This is a genomic window from Paenibacillus sp. lzh-N1, assembly GCF_002872435.1.
GTDB lineage: Bacteria > Bacillota > Bacilli > Paenibacillales > Paenibacillaceae > Paenibacillus > Paenibacillus polymyxa_C.
Genome location: NZ_CP025696.1, coordinates 3,340,392 through 3,355,865, shown reverse-complemented (window position 1 = coordinate 3,355,865; position 15,474 = coordinate 3,340,392). Strand labels below are relative to the sequence as shown.

Here is a 15,474-nt window from a genome sequence, read left to right as displayed (position 1 = left end):
ATCTCTCCTTTATTCCTCTGTGGGTAATCGTAATATGACAATGTTGTCAGTCCATACTGGATATATGACTATTCATCACTTGCAGCATATCGGCTAGTTGATTCCGCTGCGTCTCGTCAAAGCTCTGTAACAGCTGAGCTACAAACTGCGAGCGCTCCTGCTTAAAGATGACAATACGCGCACGTCCATAATCGGTCAGGCTTACCAAAGTAACCCTGTTGTCCTCTGGCTTCGTGCGTCGTGTGACCATTTCAGTCGCCTCCAGTTGTTTCAAATGGCGCGTTACGGCCGCACCGTCGATGCCAATCTCTTTTTGCAGCAGCGTTTGGCTAATCTCCTCCACTTGATACAACTTGCATAACAACTGCAATCTGGATGCGCTGATCCCTGCACACCGCTCAAACTTGGAGCTAATCTGCTTGTTCAGCAGCAGCAGCATATCAAAAATATACTCAGCCTCGGATGGTGTCTGGGTGATATCAATCTCTCCTCCCTTTAGCATATCGCTGGGTCTCGTGATTCAACCTTTGATCCATCAATTATTGATCTATCAAGTAATATACAGCCTCTTTAACAATAAATCAAGTCCCTGAGAAAAATAAAGTGCCTCATTCCAAATAAAAGCTGAGCGACTCGCAGGGAGCCGCTCAGCTTCAAGTTTGCTTTTATTAGCTAGGTTATTAATCATTGTACAGTTGAGAAAAGGAATTGTGGCCTTGAGTTAAATAATCCCGTGAGACAGCATAGCATCAGCTACACGCACAAATCCGGCGATGTTCGCTCCAACCACCAGGTTCCCTGGCACGCCGTATTCCTCAGCTGCCTTCACGCTGTTAGCATAAATATTTTTCATAATATCATGCAGCTTGGCATCCACTTCGTCAAAGGTCCATGACAGGCGCATGCTGTTCTGCGACATTTCGAGCGCCGACACCGCAACTCCGCCTGCATTGGCAGCTTTGGCTGGTCCGAACAAAACCCCGCTCTCCAAAAATACTTCAATGGCCAATAGTGAGGACGGCATATTTGCACCTTCGCCGATAGCCTTTACGCCATTGCTGACCAGCAACTGCGCTGCATGCTCGTCAATTTCATTCTGTGTCGCACATGGCAATGCGATGTCGCATGGGATTGACCAGATTCCCGAGCAGCCTTCTGTATAGATTGCGCCTGGACGCTCTTTCGTATACTCGCTAATCCGCAGACGATTCACTTCTTTAAGCTGCTTCACCAGCTTGAGATCAATACCGTCTGGATCATAGACATAGCCGTTCGAGTCACTACATGCCACGACTGTAGCACCAAGCTGCTGTGCTTTTTCAATCGCATAAATGGATACGTTGCCCGAGCCCGACACGACGACACGTTGTCCTTCAAAGGACAAACCTTGAGCTTGCAGCATCTCGTTGACAAAATACACACAACCGTAACCAGTTGCCTCCGTACGTGTGAGACTACCTCCGTAATGAATCCCTTTACCCGTCAGGACGCCGCCCTCATGTCCTCCGCGAATCCGCTTGTACTGCCCGAACATGTAACCGATCTCACGGCCACCTACGCCAATATCCCCTGCGGGAACGTCGGCATCTGGGCCGATATATTTATACAACTCGGTCATAAAGCTTTGTGTAAAACGCATCACTTCGTTATCTGATTTACCTTTGGGGTCAAAATCCGAACCGCCTTTACCACCACCGATAGGAAGACCCGTCAACGCATTTTTGAAAATTTGTTCAAAACCCAAAAATTTAACGATACCCAGATATACAGATGGATGGAAGCGAAGTCCACCTTTATAAGGACCAATCGCACTGTTAAACTGTACGCGGAAGCCACGGTTGACCTGTACATTGCCTGCATCGTCTACCCAAGGTACACGGAAGGTAATGACACGTTCGGGCTCCACCAACCGTTCCAAAAGCCCCTGCTGCATATACTTAGGATGCTTAGCCAATACCGGAATTAGCGAATCCAAAATTTCCTTGACGGCCTGATGGAATTCATTCTCATGAGGATTGCGCGCGATAACCTTCTCAAAAACGGACTGCACATATTCGGCTGCTGCTTGTTGACTCTGCTCTGGACGGATCATGGTCATTATTTAATACACCCCTTTTATAATTAGCCCCTCTGTTAAATGACGGAATGACTTTATTCTGCACCCTTGAGAGTGGAACTTTATGTATTCATAAAATTTAGTTAACTATACATGATTTTTTATATAAATACATCCAATTCGCTTATAAAAGATTTTTGTATCCTTCATTAAATAACTCTATGAACCTACCATTGCCTGTTATATTCCTAAAGCCAAATCCCTTGATTTACGGGCTTTTTTCACGATTTTCCAAGGTCTAACACCTTACTCGATATGGCATTATAATGTGAACAAATTGAAACTAAAACATACATCATATCTGGAAAATATGGATTATAAAAAAAGAGGCTAGCGCACAGGGCGCAGCCTCTTTTCTCATCCGCAAGAATGTAACCACTCACCGTTACGGAAATATTCTGTTACACATAAAAGGCTTCAAGCTGACGCACAATTTCCGCCTCGTCATGCTCTACCACCTGCTGGTGCTGCGGCTTGGAGAACAATTGTTCAATTTGCGCCGGGAACTCCTGCTTAATATCCACCAGACGGATCGCCTCATCGAATTTGGCCGGATGTGCTGTCGCGAAGGTCACACAGACTTCGTCCGCGCCATTATACGCCTCATACGCGGCAATACCGCAAGCCGTATGCGGATCGAGCAAATAATCGTATTCAGCCTTGTATTTTTTGATCAGCTCCAGACACTGCTCATTCGAAGCACCAAGCGCTTCAAAATCCTGCTGTACCCGTTTCAAATCCTCTGCCCCGATCACAATCCGTCCCTCGGTTTTGAGGTTATTCATGTATTCAGATACCTTGGCCGCATCCTCTCCGAGGAAGTAGTACAGGTATCTTTCGAAATTGCTCGCCACTTGAATGTCCATCGAAGGACTGTATGTGCTTTTGAAGTCGCCTGGCTTGTATTCGCCTGTCTTCACGAAGCGCTCCAAAATATTATTTTCGTTCGTGGCAATGATCAGCTTATGGATTGGCAGACCCATTTTCTTTGCGAGAAAGCCGGAAAAGATATTGCCAAAGTTGCCGGAAGGCACGCTGACATTGATCTTCTTTGCACCCGATGACTCCTGCGCCCGGAAATAAGCATAGAAGTAATATACCGTCTGCGCCAAAATACGCACAAAGTTAATCGAATTAATCGCCCGCAGATGATGTTTGGCTTTGAAGTCCAAATCGGCAAACAGGTCCTTAATCACTTTTTGACAATCATCAAAGTTTCCTTTTACAGATAGATTCAGCACGTTCTCATCGTCTACCGTCGTCATTTGCAGTTCTTGTACCTTACTCACTTTTTGATGCGGATGCAAAATACAGATTTTGATGCCTTCCTTGCCTCGTACGCCTTGAATGGCTGCCGCCCCAGTATCGCCTGAGGTTGCACCCAAAATGTGAATGATTTCATTCTGCTTTTTGGACACGTAGGAGTAAAACTCACCCATAAATTGCAGCGCCACATCCTTGAACGCGAACGTAGGTCCATGGAACAACTCCAAAATAGAGAGGGAATCGTTGATCTTCTTCACTGGCGTAACTTCCGGATGACGGAAGCTCGCATAGCTGCGCTCCACCAGTTGTTCCAAATCTTCACGAGGAATCTCATCATTGATATACAGCGCAAAAACTTCCAGCAGCAGCTCTCTGTAGCTCAATGTCGCCCATTGCTCCAGTGTACCTGCCGACACCGTCGGAATCTGCTCCGGTACCATCAGACCTCCATCGTCAGCTAACCCCATGAGCACGGTATCAATAAATCCCTTGGCTTCTACTCGACCTCTAGTGCTTATATATCTCATATACATCCCCCAATAAAAATTCAATTCGAACCTTTTTCGAATATATTATTGTCTATAATACCCTGTCGCGGTGCTGTAACCAAGCCTTTTTTTCATATTTCAAAGACTTTCTCCTACTTTACCATACCCTGATGCATCAAGCATCTATCATCACTAGTCAATTAGAACGTCAGGAACAGGCCGTAAGTGTGAAAAGGAAGGCTGCTCCAGCCACTAGGAGCCTGAAATCGAGAGTGCAGCCAGCTTGAGCGAAGGAGATGTGCAGCTTCCCGTAAAACGCAAATCGTTGCCAACTTCCTCTACCTGCTGTAGTACGTCAAAGAAGTTACCTGATACCGTAATCTGATTAACCGCTCTAACCACTTGCCCTTGCTCAATCCAATAGCCCAGACAAGCCAGCGAAAAATTACCAGACGCCGTATTCGTACCCGCATGCAGCCCTTGCAGCTCGACGATCATCAACCCGCGATCCGTCTTGCGAATCATGTCTTCCAACGTAGATGTGCCTGGAGCTACGTACAGATTATGATACGACACCCCAATTTTACTGTTATAGCTGCCCTTGGAAGCATGAGAGGTACTCTGCACCCCAGCCTTGCGAGCCGTCTTGCGGTTATGGAAATACGTCCGTAGTTCCCCATCCTTGATGATCTCGTTGCGGCGTGTCGCACTGCCTTCAGCATCAAACGTGCTGCCTGCCGGAACGTTCTCCATCAGCGGATCGTCAATCAGCGTAATACGCTCGCTTGCCACCTTTTCCCCCAGTTTCCCAGCCAAGCGTGAAAAGCCTTTATCCACCGACTCCGCAGAAAATACCGACGTATACGCAGCCAGCAATTGCGCGGCTGCATCATGACGGAAAATGACCGGATAGTTATCCGATTGAATCGTGTACGCCCTCAGCTTGGAAACGGCCTCTTGTACGGCTTTATGCGCCACATCCGCAATATCGATCTCCTCCACGCTCCGCAGCGAATAATCATGCCAGCCCCCGGTAACGGTCTCGCCATGGTCTGCTGCAATCACATACACATAAGCGGTCGCTAGGCTTTTACGACGATGGCAGTGCAGTCCTTTGGTATTCACAATCAGGACTTCATTTTCACGAATGCTGACCGAACAATGCCGAGCCATCACAATCCGTGGGTCTGCGGCAAGCGCTGTACGCTCCATTTCCAGCGCCGCTTCAATCAGAATCTCAGGAACTGTGTCAGCAAGCGTTGAGGCATAAGCAGGCTGCTCAGGATAGCTCTCAGAGCCTGCAAACAGCTCATCCTGCTCCTCGCTCTCCAATATGTCCGCGTTGCTGCGTGCTTCCTCCAATAAGAAGTCGATCACATCCGGTTCCAGCTTTTCCGTAGAGGCATAGCCCATTTTCCCTTTAATGACACCACGGAAGGAAAGTCCGCCATTCTCTACGATGGTATATTGGTCAATTTCTCCCTTCAGTACCTTTACCGAGGTAGAACGTCCATTTACATAATAGATTTCCATATCCGCATAGCCCATTTCCCGGCCTTTGGCGAACAATGCTTCCTGAAATTGCTGAATATTCATCGCCTATTCCCCCTTCCGTCCACCGACGGTCATCTCGGACACCCGTATAGTAGGCTGTCCGCAGTTGACCGGAAGACTTCCACTGACCGAGCCGCACATCCCCTGACCATGATCCAGATTGTTGCCGACCATATCAATATTTTGCAGGGTTTCAATGCCTTTGCCGATTAGCGTTGCGCCTTTGACCGGTTCTGCAATTTTGCCGTTGCGAATCATGTACGCCTCTTCGACTGCAAAATTAAACTCACTCGTCGAAGTATTCACCGAACCACCGCCCAGCGATTTGGCATAGATCCCGTACTCCGTATTGGCAATGATCTCTTCACGAGTAGACTCGCCATTCGCAATGAACGTATTGTTCATACGGGATGCAGGCGCGAATTTATAGGACTGTCTACGTCCTGACCCTGTCGCAGGTACACCCATCTGACGCGAGCCCATGCGGTCGATCAGATATCCTTTTAAAATACCGTTCTCGATCAATACGTTGCGCTGTGTCGGTGCTCCTTCATCATCAATATTGAGCGAGCCCCACGCATTCGGAATCGTTCCATCATCTATAGCTGTGACGAGCGGTGAAGCGACCTGCTGCCCGATTTTATTGGCAAACACGGAGGTTCCATGCGCCACCGCCGTAGATTCCAGCCCATGCCCACACGCCTCGTGAAAAAGAACGCCGCCGAAGCCATTCTCAATCACGACAGGCAGTCTGCCACTAGGCGCATATCCTGCTTTGACCATTGTGGACGCAATGCGAGCAGCGTGTCTGGCATTTTCTTCGATATTCAGATTTTCCAGAAATTCAGTCCCAGCATACGCTCCCGGCCCACGGAACCCGGATTGTCTATGCTCCCCATCAGTCGCAATCGCGCTTATTCTCATGCGTGTATACGTACGGGTATCCTCCACCAGCAGCCCGTTGCTATTGGCGATTAAGACGTTCTGGATTGAGTTGCTAATCCCAACAGAGGTTTGCGTGATGGAAGGATCGTATTGGCTTGCCGCCTCATGCGCCCGTCTCATCATGTCGATCTTGGCGCGCTTCTGCGAACCTTCAGGAATGATCGCAATCGGATGTTGGTTAGGGATCACATGAGGATGGAGTGTAATCGTGTGTGTACCTGGCGCTCCACCTCCGCGAATAGCCTTGGCGGCCGATTTGGCCAGTCTGATCAGGCTCTGCTTGCTCATATCACTGGTGTAGGCATACACCGAAAAATGCTCCTTCATGATCCGAATACCAATCCCAAAATCCCGGCCTGACAACGCCGTATCCACGACTCCTCCGGTCATGCCCAGTTGTCCATTGGTACGGTCCTCGACGAACACCTCTGCAAAATCCCCGCCCGTCTCCAGCGCGGCTTGCAGCATATCCTGAATCTGTGTTGGATGTATCATCACGTTCCTCCTCATTTTTGCCATGTTTCATATTGTACGTCTAAGCGATCAAGAACATATGCGGGTTCATGTTTATTTCCCATAACTTTACTATACATGATGTGGGAGTGGGTGTAACTATCTGGGTGGCAAGTGTTGGGAGGAGCTTAAAGATTCAATGTGTGGGATAGAGGGATTGAAATGAGAAAACCCGATCAGACCGTGAAAGGTCATGTCGGGTTATTTGAGCAAATTGAGTACTGGGTGGATTGAGCAAGTACGTGCATATGAGGCCGCTACGTAGACGGATCATTCTTCCGATCGCTGTTGTCCCCAGATTTTTTAAATATATTTTATATGGTAAAAATCCGGGTTCAAAGGCGAGCGCTCCGCTTCTTCAGAACGATTCCGTCCCCTCCGCTGCTATGCTTGGGTTTGCTTCATTTTGTTTGCCAATATACTTTTTTTCAAACGAACTTTAAACAGTTCTCTTCGTAAATCCAGTTCCATGATATGAAGATGATCGGCTGCTTCTTTGACGGTTTCCATGTGAAGTACACTTGCCTTTTGAGAAATAATAGCTAGCGCATCCCAAATAAGCTTTGTACATGTTTTAAGTCTCTCTATGTGTTCGTCTTCCTGCTGTACCAAACTTTCATATTCTTCAGCTGTATTTCCAGATGAGCTTGTATGTTCCACGCTCTTTAGTATCTTGGGTTGGGTGTCCAAGTTATCATCTCCTTTTTATTCAAAGTGTAGCAAAGGATGATAACGAAGGTGGTACGTAGATACGTAGCAATGGTAGAATAGTAGATAAGATTATTAGAACAAATTAGAACAATTTATATGCAAGATAAAATAAGACTCTTAGACATCATTCCTAGATAAGCGATTACATCAAACTTTATAAAAGTACAACTAAATAAATAATATTATCTCAACACCTTAAACCTCTCTACGCTGCTCTCAGTCAGTCGCTACATTATATTTCAATTACATAGGTATTATTTCTTTTCAAACCATTAGTCCCGTAAAATAAATTACCTGATCTTTCTCGCCAAATGGCTGTACCTTAAAAAAATACCTTCTTCACAAAATAAGCTTCAATTGTAACAATTGAAAAAAGAGCTGCCGAAACAGCTCAAGGGATACATCATAATCACACGCATTATTTTACTTTTTTAAGATTGGTATCCATATTTCACTTTTGAAATTCGGTGAGGTTATATCCTTATTCTCATTCCACAAGATTTCCGGGCCTTCTATTTGTTCATAGTTTGAGGATGGAAACCATTCGGAATAAATACGTCCCCACACATCTTGTAGCGCATCAGGAAATGATCCGATTGCTTCGAATACTGCCCATGTTGAGGCAGCAACTTTAAGTTGTGTTAGGTTATCCGAACACTCCTTTGTTGTTGCAACGCCAATATAGTGATCAAGCTCCCCTTTTTCCTCCATTCTACCTTCAGAAAAGTTCGTGGATGCACTAAGCAACCCCATAGGCTCGATATTAGAAATTCTTTTAAGATTATTGATCGTTTCACCATCTAAACTTTCCCACATCGCAGCAATCTCTGGATTGACTCCGTTGAAAATAATGGGAACTCTTTTTTGGATACCAACGATGCGAAATGCCCCTTTTTCTTCAATTCGATAGTTCATTTCACTTCCCCCTTTAATTGATAACTGGAAAGCCATTCGTGGATATGCTTTAAGTGAACGGCCATTAATTCTGGCTTCAGACGGCGTTAAGCCATGTAAATTTTGAAAAGCTCTTGCAAAAGAATCTGGTGAATTGTACCCGTATTTAATCGCGATATCTATGACCTTTACGTTGCTATCTTTAAGCTCAAATGCTGCAAGAGTGAGGCGTCTGCGGCGGATGTATTCTGATAACGTAGCACCTGCAAGAAAAGAAAACATCCTTTTAAAATGAAATTCAGAGCAGTAAGCCAGCCTTGCTACCTCTTTAAAGTCAATTTCGTTAGTCAGGTTTTCTTCAATATACTTGATTGCTTCATTCATGCTCTTAAGCAAATCCACTATATGACCTCCTTCATCAATAGAATAACAGTAGTTGAATGTATCCATCCGATAATTCCTGCACGATTATGTAGGGTCTATTCTTATTCATAAATTTAGTGCGAAAACATATATAACAGAGCCTATTCACCATATGTATCAGTTTAACTTTTCAATTCAGCCTTGTAAAAATCTTGATATTCTCAATTACATTTGAATCAGCATGTAGCCGATGCAACCATAGAGCTTCACATTCTGGCGTTTGAGGTACTTATCAGGAATAGATGGCTGCAAGCCCTTTTCCAGCAAGCGTTTGACTGTCACCGAATTTTAAATCTGAAGTATTTTAATTTGTTATTCATGGTATTATAGGTAAAATTAGGTTTTTTTGTGAGTAAGAAATGTTAGCACAGGGCAATTTCATTAAGGGGAACCTTTATAGCTAGCCCTCTAAACTGTAATTATTGGAGTAAAATATCTAGTGCAGTATAAATGAATGGAGGGCAATGTTATATGATATTATGTAAAAGTATTGTTTTATTTTCTTTGATGTCCTTATTATTGTTTTCGTTAAACATGGGGAACGTAGATGCGAAAGCGACTGTCATTAAGGCACCAGTGATTCTTAAAATCAACCAATATTACATCTTATACACATCACCTGACGCGCCATACATCGACAAACAACAGCGCTTTATGATTCCATTACGTGCAGTAAGCGAGTTGCTTGGAGCGACAGTAAATTACGATGTGCCTAAAAAAACAGCCACAATTTCTTGGGATCACAAGAATATAGAAGTTACAATTAACTCTAACAATGTAACGTATAATGGAAAAAATACAAAAATTGATACTGTACCTGTTCTTAAACAAAAACAAGTTTTTATTCCTCCAAGGTACTACTTGACGGCTTAAACATTAAGGGCAGCTGGGAGGATCAATTGTTAACGATTAAAGATAATAAATTCAAAAAAAGTAAAGTGATTTCCTATTTAGAGGGCGGCTACGATCCAAATACAATCCCCTTAAGCACGGACATAGATACCAATAAAATTCGCCCGCTATCTTATGAGCTAACCTTACCGGGAGATGGTAGCAGTTCAAAAATGGCAACATTATCTATAACCGCTCGAAATATATCTGGTAAGGATTTGAAATTAGGTAGCGAAGACCTTCGGCCCACTTTCATTACAGATATAAGCTACCAATACGATAAGCAGGATAGAGATCGACCTGCAGTGCAAGCAGGAGCAACTTTTACGCGTACCTGGAACAAAATAGATCTTTCGTCTACAAGTTCTTCCAACAATTTTCAATCCAACCCTCTTAAATATATTGTAGCTATCGGGAATACTAAAGATTAAATCAGGGGATCTAGAAGACCCTAGACATGTTTAGAACTATAGGAACATCAATTTCCAATAACTTCTCAAGCAAGGCATGCTGATATATTAAAATAAACGATTTTAAATCTATATAAAGGATTATTTAAGCAAAAGCGCCCATACTTTACTGGGCGCTACTTGTAGCCCTCTTTGCCTTTGAGAATTATTTTGCGTAATAGAGAAGAACCTAAAGATTAAACATAATGATGAAATCAGTGAATCTCACAATATGACAACACTACAGAACATGAGATAAGGAATATAATTCAGCTTTTATCGAATATAGCAAGATCATTGAATGAGAGAAAAGCTTTTTATGATGAAAAATCTCGAAATAAAAAACTACACTTTCTAAAAATATTTAGTATCTCGCAATAAGAGGGGCACGCCGCCCCTCTTTACTGTTTTCCCAGACATCTTCCAAGTTATTTGTCATTGTGCAATGCAGTAACAACCCTAAAGCGTTTTTTGAATGCAGGAACATATTAAAGTTGCTCTTAATCCTCGTACATCAATGCTTCTCATCTCGATATATTACTACCACGCACTCCACATGCCTTGAGTGTACAAAAATGATGACCCTAAGGCTTGATCGCCCCTTGGCGGAAAATCTATCGTTTTTAGATCAGAGTCTTTATGTCTTTCTTTTTTTATTTTCTACTGAAAGTGTCCCTCCTGATCCATCTGCCCCAAGGCAGTCTTGGTTTTTCTGACTTTCTGACAATCCTGTCAAACATAAAACCAGTAAAATAATTTATTGCTCAACTACCCCAAAATCATCCACATAAACATATCCTGTACCAGGATTCTTGTAAGCATACACCGTTGCCCTAGTAGCGCCTGCTCCGGTTGTAAAAGGAATGTTTACCGTTGTCCAGGATGTACTGTCAGATGTTGCGGATGCATCCGTTCCTTCAAAGCCATTAACACCAATCTGAATCCGCTCGCCTATGTCTGCCTTAACCCAGGCGGTACACATATAGCTGGTATTAGGACTTAGCCCCGTAAGTACCTGCTCGATACCATCTTCTCCGGGTCCCAATCTAACACTCTTAGAGCCGCTTCTTGGTACCGATACACTTGCAGCAGTATCTGAATATGTTGCTGCCCATGGTGAGATTATCCCTTTCTCGAAATCAGATTGCCTTACGTTATTATCATAAAGTAAGCTGACACTCTCAAAAACCGGGTCCGGAGGTGAAGAAAAATCATGCCCGGCAGTCCAGTCAGTTCCACCGAACTCATATGCTCCAATATCCGGTGCCGCACCAACATAATCATTCGTGATTCCAGATATTACAACCCCTGCATTAATAGCTGGAGAAGTAGACTGCAACCTGAAATCATATGCTGTGGGATTCACAAATAACGGATTGGTTTCTGAGGTAATATTATTTCCCTCTATATGAGTACCAGGCAGTGTAAAGGTAGTAGTAAAGATATTGTTGAAAATTCTGTCGCCGTACATATCTGACTGAAAATTACTTCCCCAATATCCTACATTTCCGTTACTGTAGGTGGTATTGTTATAAATCAGGTTAAAATTACTGGGTGTATTCAATCTTATCCCTGTATAGTTTCCCCATACAACATTATGATGCACAATATAGCCCTTGCTACCATTATCCAGATAGATACCAGTGCCGGAATAATTCTTTGCCAGATTATCATGGATGTAATTATGATGAATTACCGTCCCTTGCCCATCCCAGGCAAATTCATAAAGTATTCCGCAGTCTTTTGTCAGCTTTCCTGCATTGTACAGATTATTATATTGTATCTGGCTGTTTTGGGTAGGCATAAATATCAGATAACGCCCAGCGTTATATACCGTATTATGACTGATTAGATGGTTTGCCCCCAATAGATAGATTGCCGGAATATCCGCTGCCGAATAATTTGCTTCATGAATAAGATTATTAATTACCTTATTTCCTGTTCCCTCTATACTCACCAGATTACCGGAACTGTAGGTCAAAGTACTGTCTCTAAGCTCATTATTGGTACCGGACATAAATATCCCTGTACTGTATTGTCTGGTAACATCCGAATCATGACTGACATATTCCGCAATCATATTAGAAACTTTACAGTAATTAGAATTAGACATTTTAATGCTGGAGGCAAAGATATTAATTCCGGTAATATTTATGTAAGAGTGGGAACTTAAATCAAATGCATAAGTCCGCTTCTTTGCTTCTACTGTCAAAGTATTCGGATCAACTCCACCAGGTGCCCATAAATAAAGTCTGCCAGTAATGCTGTCATAATACCATTCTCCCGCACTGTCAAGATCTTTAAGATTACCAGTAATATAATAGCTGTTACCGCCTGTCGCTGCAGTATCTATTTGATCAAAGGTAATGGAGCCGTCACTTGAGCTGGTAATGGTACTTTTATAAGATTTGTAGCCTGTTCCCGGAACACTCCAAACCGTTTTGCCAACCCAGTATCCAGGTGCCTGAGTTAAGTTTCCATCCTTGATGGTTGTAGTGGAACCGGAATCAACTGTTGCATATGTTGAATTTAAGGGATCAAGTGTTGATGAATTGGGCCATCTAGCTTCAAATTGCATTTGCTTATTAACAAATATCTGATTTTTTGTTCCAAGGGAACCCCTCATTTCCGCATAATAGATGGATCCGGAGTAATTTTTCCAGCCAGTAACCGGATCGGCACCGGATACCGTTACGTTCTCTCCTGTATAAGCCTCAAAGTTTATGGGTTTTGCAGAAGTTCCGGAAGTATGAAGTGTTACTGTTTCCCGGTATGTACCACCTCGTATGATGCAGGTATCTCCGGCTGTCATGGTATCTGCTGCCTTTTGTATGGTTTTCCATGGATTTGATAGTGTACCGGTTCCAGTGATGTCATTCCCCGTTGTAGAAACATAATATACGGAATTTGCCTTTACAGTTTCCACACCCAGATTAAAAGTAAATACATAAATCATCATAATTACAACTAAAAATCTAAAGCCTGTTCTCTTATTCATAGCTTACCTCCTGGAATGAATTCTATTTTTAGATACGGCTTCTACGCTTGGGCCTAAGTTCACTGCTAGGTATGTTCTAATATAGAAATTTGTGTATATATAAGCCCTTAATTATTTAATCGACTTATACCGACTTAAAGTTTATGATTCTTTCGGCGAAGCTTCTCCGATACTGAACCCATCCAGCCATTTCATTGACCATGCATGGTATTATTTTCTTTCCGAAATGGGTGCATGAGCATCCAGGGATTAAAGTACGCTATCAAAATGATTTCATCCCTGTAATGGAAGAATCGCGTGAAAAGTATGAGACTTATCCGAAGCATGTAGTTCCTGAATTCGCATATATTACTTTCATTGAAAATGCAGGTGTGAACAACGAGAAGTTGATTGCCCAGGCACCTTACGCGGGCATGACAGATGATATTCGTGCGGGTAAGTTGCAAGCATAGTCAAACAAGACGAATTGAACTGAAAAGCCTGAGCCTGTGTCCCATAACGTAAGACAAATTAAAACACCTACCAACCTGGTCATACCCTGTCTACTTGACAGGGGTATGACCAGGTTGGTAGGTGCCCAGCATCTTTTTTAATGTTCTCTATAACCATCTAATCTCCATTGGCTATTCTTCTTTCTCTTTTTCATCATGAAGCATCTTCTCTAATACAACATATACAAACTGTGCTCCGTACTTCATGCCCTGCCAGTACAAAGCTTCATTCTCCAATGCTTGCTTGTAATGATGCTTATCCTCCCATTCCGAGAATCCAGGTCTGTTCACAATATCCATCTCAGAAAGTCACTTCGATTCCTCTGGGCAAGGCATCAGGATCAATATTTACGCTAATTCCCAGTCGGTCAACAACCAGGTTCTGAATCGTACTTTTACCGCTTCCATTATTCCCCGCAAATACATACATCATTGGTATATGTTTATGCATGAGAACATCCGTATCCGCAACAGGAACAATGTCTCCATTGTTGTATTCTTTTACAATTTGGCCATCCGGCGTTTTATATACAATATAGGTATCGTTCGCTTTCGCATCCAACTTGGCGCGATCTCCTGTAAGCTTAATCAATTTCTCCAGATCTTTAAATTTATCCAAGAGGTTCACCTTCCCTGCATCCGTACTTATTTAAAGTAATTGTACCACAGTAAGTTGATTGCACGTCCCAGAAGGGAATAACCTTATTGCTTGAGGAATTCTTACAGGTAGCGTACAAAGAAAAGAACGCCAAACTAAGGACGCTCTCTTGAATACTCACATTTTCAGTTAAATACATCGGATGTGTCCAACCACTTTAAATCCAAAAAAATCGAAACATTTATTTTGTAGTGCCATACCTTATTTTTTCTATAAACTTTTCCCCAACTCGTAAAGGACATAGGAAGCTACAATTAAGCACCTCTATATATCGACTCGACATAGCTTTACTACGGCCTCAACGTCTGTGAGAGGATGAAACGGATTTACTTGAAATTAACTCGTTCCATTTTAAAAATAATGGTTTAATTCCCTTCTATTTCTTTTTCAGCTAAGCTAGCATGCTCTCGATAAGTCCCTTCCAGCTTAAAATGGAATTTTTCTAATAATTTTATAGAAGCTTGATTACATGCTGCAACCGTCGCATAAATTTTGTTCAACTCCAAATCCTTACGTTCAAACATTGTGCTTAAAAATAACTCAAGTAATACATTTGCATATCCTTGCATCCTAACTAAGATATATATTAATTGCCCATTTTCGAGTCTTTTCAATACATTCTCTTTATAATTGTTATATGGAGGTAGTTCGTTTATGGGTCTACAAGTATGCTGCTCTTTTTCGGTTTCAGCATGACTTCACTCATATAAGTCTGGTAAGTAATCTTCAATATTCCCACCAGTTAAAAGTACAAGTCCTCTTATCATTCTATCACTCCATTATTTTTAAATTTAGATCGTTTGGATAGGGCATCATTTTGGTTTTAAGTATCTGATTAGGCAGCACAAAAAGCATCGAAATGGCAAAGCATGTGGCCTAGCACCATATTTCCATATTAACTCATATTACACTTCCCTCTTATCCTCCTACTTCCAAAAATAAACATAGTAAATCCCCCAACCAATGGGTCATTCTGTAAACTAAATCCTTCTTTTAACCGATAAATACATATGCTGGGTTGTTTATTAAATATCACCTCTCGTCCCTTTAAAGCGTACAAACCTTGTAATACATATC

13 protein-coding genes and 1 pseudogene are annotated in these 15,474 nt (G+C 42.7%); 3 read left to right on the top strand and 11 right to left on the bottom strand.

Going from position 1 to position 15,474, the window contains the following annotated elements; translation table 11 throughout:
- Positions 1-46: 46 nt before the first annotated feature.
- The 7 genes from C0638_RS15215 to C0638_RS15185 form a co-directional block, all read right to left on the bottom strand.
- Positions 47-439, bottom strand: a complete 393-nt coding sequence (locus C0638_RS15215; protein ID WP_058711620.1) for a MarR family winged helix-turn-helix transcriptional regulator — start codon at positions 437-439, stop codon at positions 47-49.
- Between the two features lie 282 nt (positions 440-721).
- Positions 722-2,098, bottom strand: a complete 1,377-nt coding sequence (gene gdhA, locus C0638_RS15210; RefSeq protein ID WP_025679301.1) for an NADP-specific glutamate dehydrogenase — start codon at positions 2,096-2,098, stop codon at positions 722-724.
- Positions 2,099-2,517: 419 nt separating this feature from the next.
- The gene (thrC, locus tag C0638_RS15205; protein ID WP_058711615.1) at positions 2,518-3,909 is read right to left on the bottom strand and encodes a threonine synthase; all 1,392 of its coding nucleotides are present in this window, start codon (positions 3,907-3,909) and stop codon (positions 2,518-2,520) included.
- 213 nt (positions 3,910-4,122) lie between these two features.
- On the bottom strand, positions 4,123-5,466 hold the full coding sequence (locus C0638_RS15200; RefSeq protein WP_058711616.1) for a TldD/PmbA family protein: 1,344 nt from the start codon (positions 5,464-5,466) through the stop codon (positions 4,123-4,125).
- 3 nt (positions 5,467-5,469) lie between these two features.
- A complete protein-coding gene (locus C0638_RS15195; RefSeq protein ID WP_058711617.1) occupies positions 5,470-6,864 on the bottom strand; it encodes a TldD/PmbA family protein in 1,395 nt (464 codons plus the stop codon).
- Positions 6,865-7,266: 402 nt separating this feature from the next.
- Positions 7,267-7,572 carry a hypothetical protein gene (locus tag C0638_RS15190; RefSeq protein ID WP_051718051.1) on the bottom strand — a complete coding sequence of 102 codons (306 nt, stop codon included), beginning with the start codon at positions 7,570-7,572 and terminating at the stop codon, positions 7,267-7,269.
- A 444-nt stretch (positions 7,573-8,016) separates the two neighbouring features.
- Positions 8,017-8,889, bottom strand: coding sequence for an AraC family transcriptional regulator (locus C0638_RS15185; RefSeq protein WP_058712324.1), 873 nt, complete (start codon positions 8,887-8,889; stop codon positions 8,017-8,019).
- Between the two features lie 492 nt (positions 8,890-9,381).
- Between C0638_RS15185 and C0638_RS25740 the strand changes: the two genes are divergently transcribed.
- Both C0638_RS25740 and C0638_RS25735 read left to right on the top strand, forming a co-directional pair.
- The gene (locus tag C0638_RS25740) at positions 9,382-9,783 is read left to right on the top strand and encodes a copper amine oxidase N-terminal domain-containing protein (RefSeq protein ID WP_233902210.1); all 402 of its coding nucleotides are present in this window, start codon (positions 9,382-9,384) and stop codon (positions 9,781-9,783) included.
- 26 nt (positions 9,784-9,809) lie between these two features.
- Positions 9,810-10,232 (top strand): hypothetical protein, encoded by a 423-nt coding sequence (locus tag C0638_RS25735; RefSeq protein WP_233902209.1) that lies wholly within the window; start codon positions 9,810-9,812, stop codon positions 10,230-10,232.
- Positions 10,233-11,007: 775 nt separating this feature from the next.
- Here the strand turns inward: C0638_RS25735 and C0638_RS15175 are convergent.
- The gene (locus tag C0638_RS15175) at positions 11,008-13,248 is read right to left on the bottom strand and encodes a right-handed parallel beta-helix repeat-containing protein (protein WP_058711327.1); all 2,241 of its coding nucleotides are present in this window, start codon (positions 13,246-13,248) and stop codon (positions 11,008-11,010) included.
- Positions 13,249-13,448: 200 nt separating this feature from the next.
- Here C0638_RS15175 and C0638_RS15170 point away from each other — a divergent pair.
- Positions 13,449-13,700 (top strand): annotated as a pseudogene (locus tag C0638_RS15170) (phenolic acid decarboxylase); the annotation flags it as partial.
- Between the two features lie 171 nt (positions 13,701-13,871).
- On the opposite strand, the gene C0638_RS25370 reads toward C0638_RS15170, so the two are convergent.
- The 3 genes from C0638_RS25370 to C0638_RS15160 all read right to left on the bottom strand — a co-directional run bounded on the left by C0638_RS25370 (position 13,872) and on the right by C0638_RS15160 (position 15,011).
- A complete protein-coding gene (locus C0638_RS25370) occupies positions 13,872-14,039 on the bottom strand; it encodes a hypothetical protein (RefSeq protein ID WP_165264056.1) in 168 nt (55 codons plus the stop codon).
- Between the two features lies 1 nt (position 14,040).
- On the bottom strand, positions 14,041-14,358 hold the full coding sequence (locus tag C0638_RS25730) for a hypothetical protein (RefSeq protein WP_058711326.1): 318 nt from the start codon (positions 14,356-14,358) through the stop codon (positions 14,041-14,043).
- A 404-nt stretch (positions 14,359-14,762) separates the two neighbouring features.
- Positions 14,763-15,011, bottom strand: coding sequence for a GNAT family N-acetyltransferase (locus C0638_RS15160; RefSeq protein WP_040103155.1), 249 nt, complete (start codon positions 15,009-15,011; stop codon positions 14,763-14,765).
- Between the last annotated feature and the right edge of the window lie 463 nt (positions 15,012-15,474).

Bases quoted from the DNA above. Each gene is read 5' to 3' on its own strand.
- gdhA (WP_025679301.1), bottom strand. From the start codon at position 2,098: ATGACCATGATCCGTCCAGAGCAGAGTCAACAAGCAGCAGCCGAATAT.
- C0638_RS15195 (WP_058711617.1), bottom strand. From the start codon at position 6,864: ATGATACATCCAACACAGATTCAGGATATGCTGCAAGCCGCGCTGGAG.
- C0638_RS15200 (WP_058711616.1), bottom strand. From the start codon at position 5,466: ATGAATATTCAGCAATTTCAGGAAGCATTGTTCGCCAAAGGCCGGGAA.
- C0638_RS25740 (WP_233902210.1), top strand. From the start codon at position 9,382: ATGATATTATGTAAAAGTATTGTTTTATTTTCTTTGATGTCCTTATTA.
- C0638_RS25370 (WP_165264056.1), bottom strand. From the start codon at position 14,039: ATGGATATTGTGAACAGACCTGGATTCTCGGAATGGGAGGATAAGCAT.
- C0638_RS15215 (WP_058711620.1), bottom strand. From the start codon at position 439: ATGCTGCTGCTGCTGAACAAGCAGATTAGCTCCAAGTTTGAGCGGTGT.
- thrC (WP_058711615.1), bottom strand. From the start codon at position 3,909: ATGAGATATATAAGCACTAGAGGTCGAGTAGAAGCCAAGGGATTTATT.
- C0638_RS15175 (WP_058711327.1), bottom strand. From the start codon at position 13,248: ATGAATAAGAGAACAGGCTTTAGATTTTTAGTTGTAATTATGATGATT.